The organism is uncultured Campylobacter sp. (assembly GCF_938045775.1).
Taxonomy (GTDB): domain Bacteria; phylum Campylobacterota; class Campylobacteria; order Campylobacterales; family Campylobacteraceae; genus Campylobacter_B.
In genome coordinates, this window is the sequence record NZ_CALIBH010000041.1 from 1 (window position 1) to 4773 (window position 4773).

Consider the following 4773-nt stretch of genomic DNA (forward strand, 5'->3'; position numbering starts at 1 on the left):
ATACGGCGTGAAATTCTGCGTATTTTTAGACGCTAAATTTAAAAGAGGTGGCGAGCGACAAAGCGCCTGAATTTTACGAATTTTACGAAAGGTTATAGTAAAAATTGACGATAATCGCATATAAATTGGCAGTTTTAACGATAAGTTCTCATCAGTAAAAGGATTAAATTTGAAATCTCGTCTTTGTTCGGTCTGTATACGAGCGATCTACTTTAAATTATAGAATTCCTTAAGGAGGAGAGAATGGCGTTTATTGCGGAGTATATTTCTAAAGAGGACTTGGAGAAATATGATATTATATACGCTGTTAATAAAATTAGAACAAAATTTAGAAAACCTTTATTGAGCGATCAAGATATTAGATGGTTAAATTGGGTAGTAGATAAACAAAAACAGACCTATCTTATCTTTATCGGTAGCCCTCAATTACCGGATCCACGAGATGGCTATACGGGCGAGGATATTTGGCTGCTTCATTATAAAGGTAGAGAAATCGAGCTTGATATAAGGCGAATTTATGATGAGACAACGAGTAAATATTTCACAGAAAATCCATTTAAGGTCAAATATAAATTTCAAAGCGTAAATTCTGACATTGGAGATATTTCAATAGATGAGCTTTATAAAATTTTAAATGAAGCCTTATCCGAGTATGGCAGCGGTGGTATTGAAAATAGGGAATATGTTCCAAAAGAACACGAAGTCGTAGCTTTTTTGCACGATTAAAATTCAAAGGACCGATGAGCTGCGCTTAAATACATCTGATATTTCACTATCAAATTTAAATTTTCTACTGCGCTATAAAACGCCCCACTCTTTTTTATATTCGTTTATTATCTCATCGGGCGTTTTTTCTCCCTTATCGACCTTGATAAGATCGATTATATCTTGCTCATTTGCAAACATACCCTCTATCGCGTGGTTACAGATGATAGATCTGTTTTGCTCGTATTGTTCTGCGCTCAGCTCGTCTTTATATTTTTCAAGTATAGCCAAACTCTTTTCTAAACTATAAACTTCCGGATATTTTTGCATGCTTTATCCCCTAGCAATATAAAATTTTATCAGCTGCGGCGTCCTATTAAAAAACAAAGCAGGCAGGCGCACTTTTTGCTACGAATAGCTTGCAAGTAGTTCGCACTTCGCCGCAGCTAAAGCAGATAACTATTAGATGACGAGAAATTTTACTGCAAGTAGCTCACAAATAAATTTAACAAAACCCTTATCAAGCAAAAAACGAAGGAAAAGCCGTCAAAGAAAACTGCTACTCTCTTACGATAAAAGCTCCAGTAAACTTGCCATTATGCGCGAAATCTCTCGCCTCATCCTCGCTTTTAAATCCACTTAAAAAGACGCGATAAATCGGTGCGCCATCTATGCTAAATTCTTTGATGATCGCAGGATATCCCGCCGTGCCGTGGTAATCGCGCTGATAAATTTGTGCGCCGCTTCTATTTCTAAACGCACCGATTTGCACCATAAAATTTCCGCCAACGATGGTTGCTTTCGGCGAACCTTTAGCAATAGTGCGCCCATAAAAACCCACTACTTCGAGTTTTACCGGCGCCGTGCCTTTGGCAAATACGCCCACTAGATTGGCAGCTGTTTTGCTAAGATCGATGATGCGACCATCCACGAATGGGCCGCGATCGTTGATGCGCACGGTTGCAGTAGCGCCGGTATCTCGATTCGTGACCTTGACCATCGTATTCATCGGATAGGTTTTGTGCGCGGCGGTCATGCCATTCATATCGTAAATTTCGCCGTTTGAGGTATATTTGCCATGAAAATTTGGCCCATACCAGCTAGCGATGCCGATCTGGGTATCGCCGACGCTTACTTGCTCGGGGTAGTAGGTTTTGCCGTTGATTTTGTAAGGGCGCATGGTGGCGGGAGAGTTTTTGCCGATCTTGCCCGCACCGCCCGCAGACGATCTAGACGACGGTGCGGTGCGAAACGAGCAACCGGCAAGAATTAGCGCAAAAAGCGCACTAAAAAGAGCGATTTTCTGGTACGACACCTACGATCCGATCTTATTTGTTGAATTTTATATTATTTAGCGCTATTTCATTTTTGTCTTTGAGGCTAAGCTCGTTCGCCAAACCTGCTAACACGCGTCCTGGCTTGCGCTGTTTCAGACGTGGTTCATACGCTTGAAACGCGCCTTGATTTACGACAAATTCTGCATATTTGCTTTGTGGGATATAAAAGAAGTACTTGCCGTTAAGCGGCGAAATTCCGTTTTTAATATGCGCGTTGTAATCCTGCATCTGCGATGGCGAAATTCCGATCTGTTTTGCAACCGCACTTAGCTTTGTGCCTGGAGCTACTGCGATACGCTTTAGCCCCCACGGCTCGCTTTCAAAAAGCAGAATTTTACGCATATTTTCATTTTGAGCAATGTAAGCGTATTTAATAATGCGCTTGATAAAATTCTTAGTCTCATTAGGAAGTGCAGGACTTTTTAGCAAGCGATCCAGATCATCGCTGCCAGTAGCTGCAATCGCATTTTTAAGCTTTTGATCGCCACAATTATACGCCATTAGCGCTAAATACCACTTGCCAAAATTTTGCTTCAGATGCAAAATATACGAAAACGCAGCATCCGTAGAGGCTGCGGGATCGCGACGCTCATCCACGGCGCTATCTACTCTAAGACCGAAATTTTTCGCAGTTGCCGGCATCAGCTGCCACATACCACCTGCGCTAGCGCCCGAAGTTACGGTGTTTTTAAGATGAGATTCTACCATTGCCAAATACAATAAGAATTCCGGAGCTTCGATGTTATCGACCTCGGATTTGACCAAGTAGGCATTGTGCGACTGCGAAGTCACGATATGCTTAAACTGCTTGCGATCGCTTGCATTGATCGCACGGAATATGCCCGCGACTACGTTTTTGCTCGATTCGTTATTTTCGATGCCGAATTGATTTAAAATATAGTCGTGATTTGCGCGCATCAGACCGGGCTGGCTCGCAAACGCTTCGCCCACTAAAAGTAGGGCTAGCAGTATAAATTTTATGGCTTTCATATCTCTCCTTTGATTTTATCGCCAAAAAGCCTACAGGCGTTTTGAGTCGTTATTGCTTCAACCTCTTCTACGCTTAGGCTTAAAATTTCCGCGACTTTTTCTACCACGAGTCTCGTAAATGCAGGCTCATTGCGCTCGCCGCGATGCGGATGCGGGGTTAGATATGGTGCATCCGTCTCGATTAAAAGGCGCTCTTGCGGAATTTGCGGTAAGATCTCAGCTAAGTTTTTTGCATTTTTGAATGTCAAAACTCCGCCGATACCGAAGTAAAATCCGTATTCGCTAAGACCTAGCAAAAGCTTGCTAGCATTAAAGCAGTGCAAAACACCGCCGCATAAATCGCCGGCACGATCTTTTAGAATTCCAAAGCTATCTTCGTTTGCTTCTCGGATATGGACTATAAGTGGTTTTTGAAGTTGTGTTGCTAGATCGATTTGTGAGATGAAGGCGTCTTTTTGGCGGGAGATTTCTAAGGCTTTGGTTTCCTTGCTCTCTTGCTGCTTAAGTCTGAAATAATCAAGCCCGCATTCACCAACGCCTACGCATTTGGGATCGTCAGCATACCGCTTCAGCACCTCCATATCGAAAGAATCTATCTCGTATGGATGCACTCCTACGGCAAAATACACATTATCCCGTGCGTGTGAAATTTTACATGCCTTATCTAGGTCTGCTACATCGGCACCAGGAATGATGATGCTGTGCACGCCTGCAATCGTGGCGCGCTCAATCACCGCGTCCAAATCAGCATCGAAACTAGCATCGTCTAAATGGCAATGTGTATCTATAATCATAAAACTCACTTGATAAAATTTTTCAAAGCGGATTTTACGTCGTTTTGCAAAATCACACTTAAATTTAAATTAAACGCGGTATTGTAGCAAAAAATTTCAGATTTAAACTTAAGCTTAAAATTCCTTCAGCTTTGCCTTAGTTTTTTAGCGAATTCCAGGGCTTCTGCAGTAATCGTCTCGCCACTTATCATACGAGCTAGCTCTGTTATTTTCTCATTTTCGCTTAATAATCTTACGCTAGATTTGCCGTTCGTTTTACTTACTAAAAAGTGTGACGCAGCCTTTGAGCTAAGCTGCGGCTGGTGCGAGATCGCAAAAATTTGATAAAATTTTGAAATTTTTACCAGCACGTTTGCGATACTCATCGCCTCTTTTCCGCTTAAATTTGAATCAATCTCGTCTAAGATTAAAATTCCCTCGCCGTTATTTGTAAGCTCCAAGCTTGCCGCGATGAAAGCAAGGCGTAGGCGGTTCGTCTCGCCTGAGCTTAAATTTTTAAATTCCGTCTTGCACAAGCTAACGCAAATTTCGTCCGTGCCGCACTCACTAAGCGCCGTAGGCTTAAAACTAAGCTCCACTCCGTCCATATAAAGCTGCTTTAGATAGGAATTTATCAGATCCTCGAGCCGTTTTTTAGCGCCCTTGCGAGCCTCGCTAATTTTTTCGGCAAGGATAGTGGTGCTTTCGCTAAGGCGTTTAAATTCCGCTTGCAACTTGGTTTTTTCAAAGCTTAACTGCTCGTAATGCTCAAGCTCTTTCTTGCGCGCTTCAAGCGTAGCTAAAGCCTCTTCTACGCTTCCGTAGCGCCTATTTAGCGCGCTAAGAGCTTCGATGCGATCTAAAATTTTCTCTATGTCGATATTTTCGAGCTCGTCTAAATTCAAGCTTTCTTGCTTTAGCCGCAGCTCGTTCATCGCATCCTCAAAAAATGCGCTATCCAGCCCGCT

The 4773-nt window shown here is 42.5% G+C and carries 5 protein-coding genes and 1 pseudogene; 1 reads left to right on the forward strand and 5 read right to left on the reverse strand.

Annotated elements, in window-relative coordinates; translation table 11 throughout:
- Window positions 1–243 precede the first annotated feature (243 nt).
- Window positions 244–726 (forward strand): hypothetical protein, encoded by a 483-nt coding sequence (locus Q0238_RS01170; RefSeq protein WP_297942056.1) that lies wholly within the window; start codon window positions 244–246, stop codon window positions 724–726.
- 72 nt (window positions 727–798) lie between these two features.
- On the opposite strand, the gene Q0238_RS01175 is transcribed toward Q0238_RS01170, so the two are convergent.
- From Q0238_RS01175 to Q0238_RS01195, 5 genes and pseudogenes are all read right to left on the reverse strand, one after another.
- Window positions 799–1035: a hypothetical protein gene (locus Q0238_RS01175; protein WP_297942059.1), complete on the reverse strand. Its 237-nt coding sequence runs from the start codon at window positions 1033–1035 to the stop codon at window positions 799–801.
- A gap of 229 nt (window positions 1036–1264) precedes the next feature.
- On the reverse strand, window positions 1265–2020 hold the full coding sequence (locus Q0238_RS01180; protein WP_291936757.1) for a septal ring lytic transglycosylase RlpA family protein: 756 nt from the start codon (window positions 2018–2020) through the stop codon (window positions 1265–1267).
- A gap of 13 nt (window positions 2021–2033) precedes the next feature.
- Window positions 2034–3032 (reverse strand): lytic transglycosylase domain-containing protein, encoded by a 999-nt coding sequence (locus tag Q0238_RS01185; protein ID WP_297882548.1) that lies wholly within the window; start codon window positions 3030–3032, stop codon window positions 2034–2036.
- On the reverse strand, window positions 3029–3826 hold the full coding sequence (locus tag Q0238_RS01190) for a TatD family hydrolase (RefSeq protein ID WP_297942063.1): 798 nt from the start codon (window positions 3824–3826) through the stop codon (window positions 3029–3031). Before Q0238_RS01190 ends, Q0238_RS01185 begins: the two co-directional genes overlap by 4 nt.
- A gap of 125 nt (window positions 3827–3951) precedes the next feature.
- Window positions 3952–4773, reverse strand: a pseudogene (locus tag Q0238_RS01195) (DNA recombination protein RecN); the annotation flags it as partial.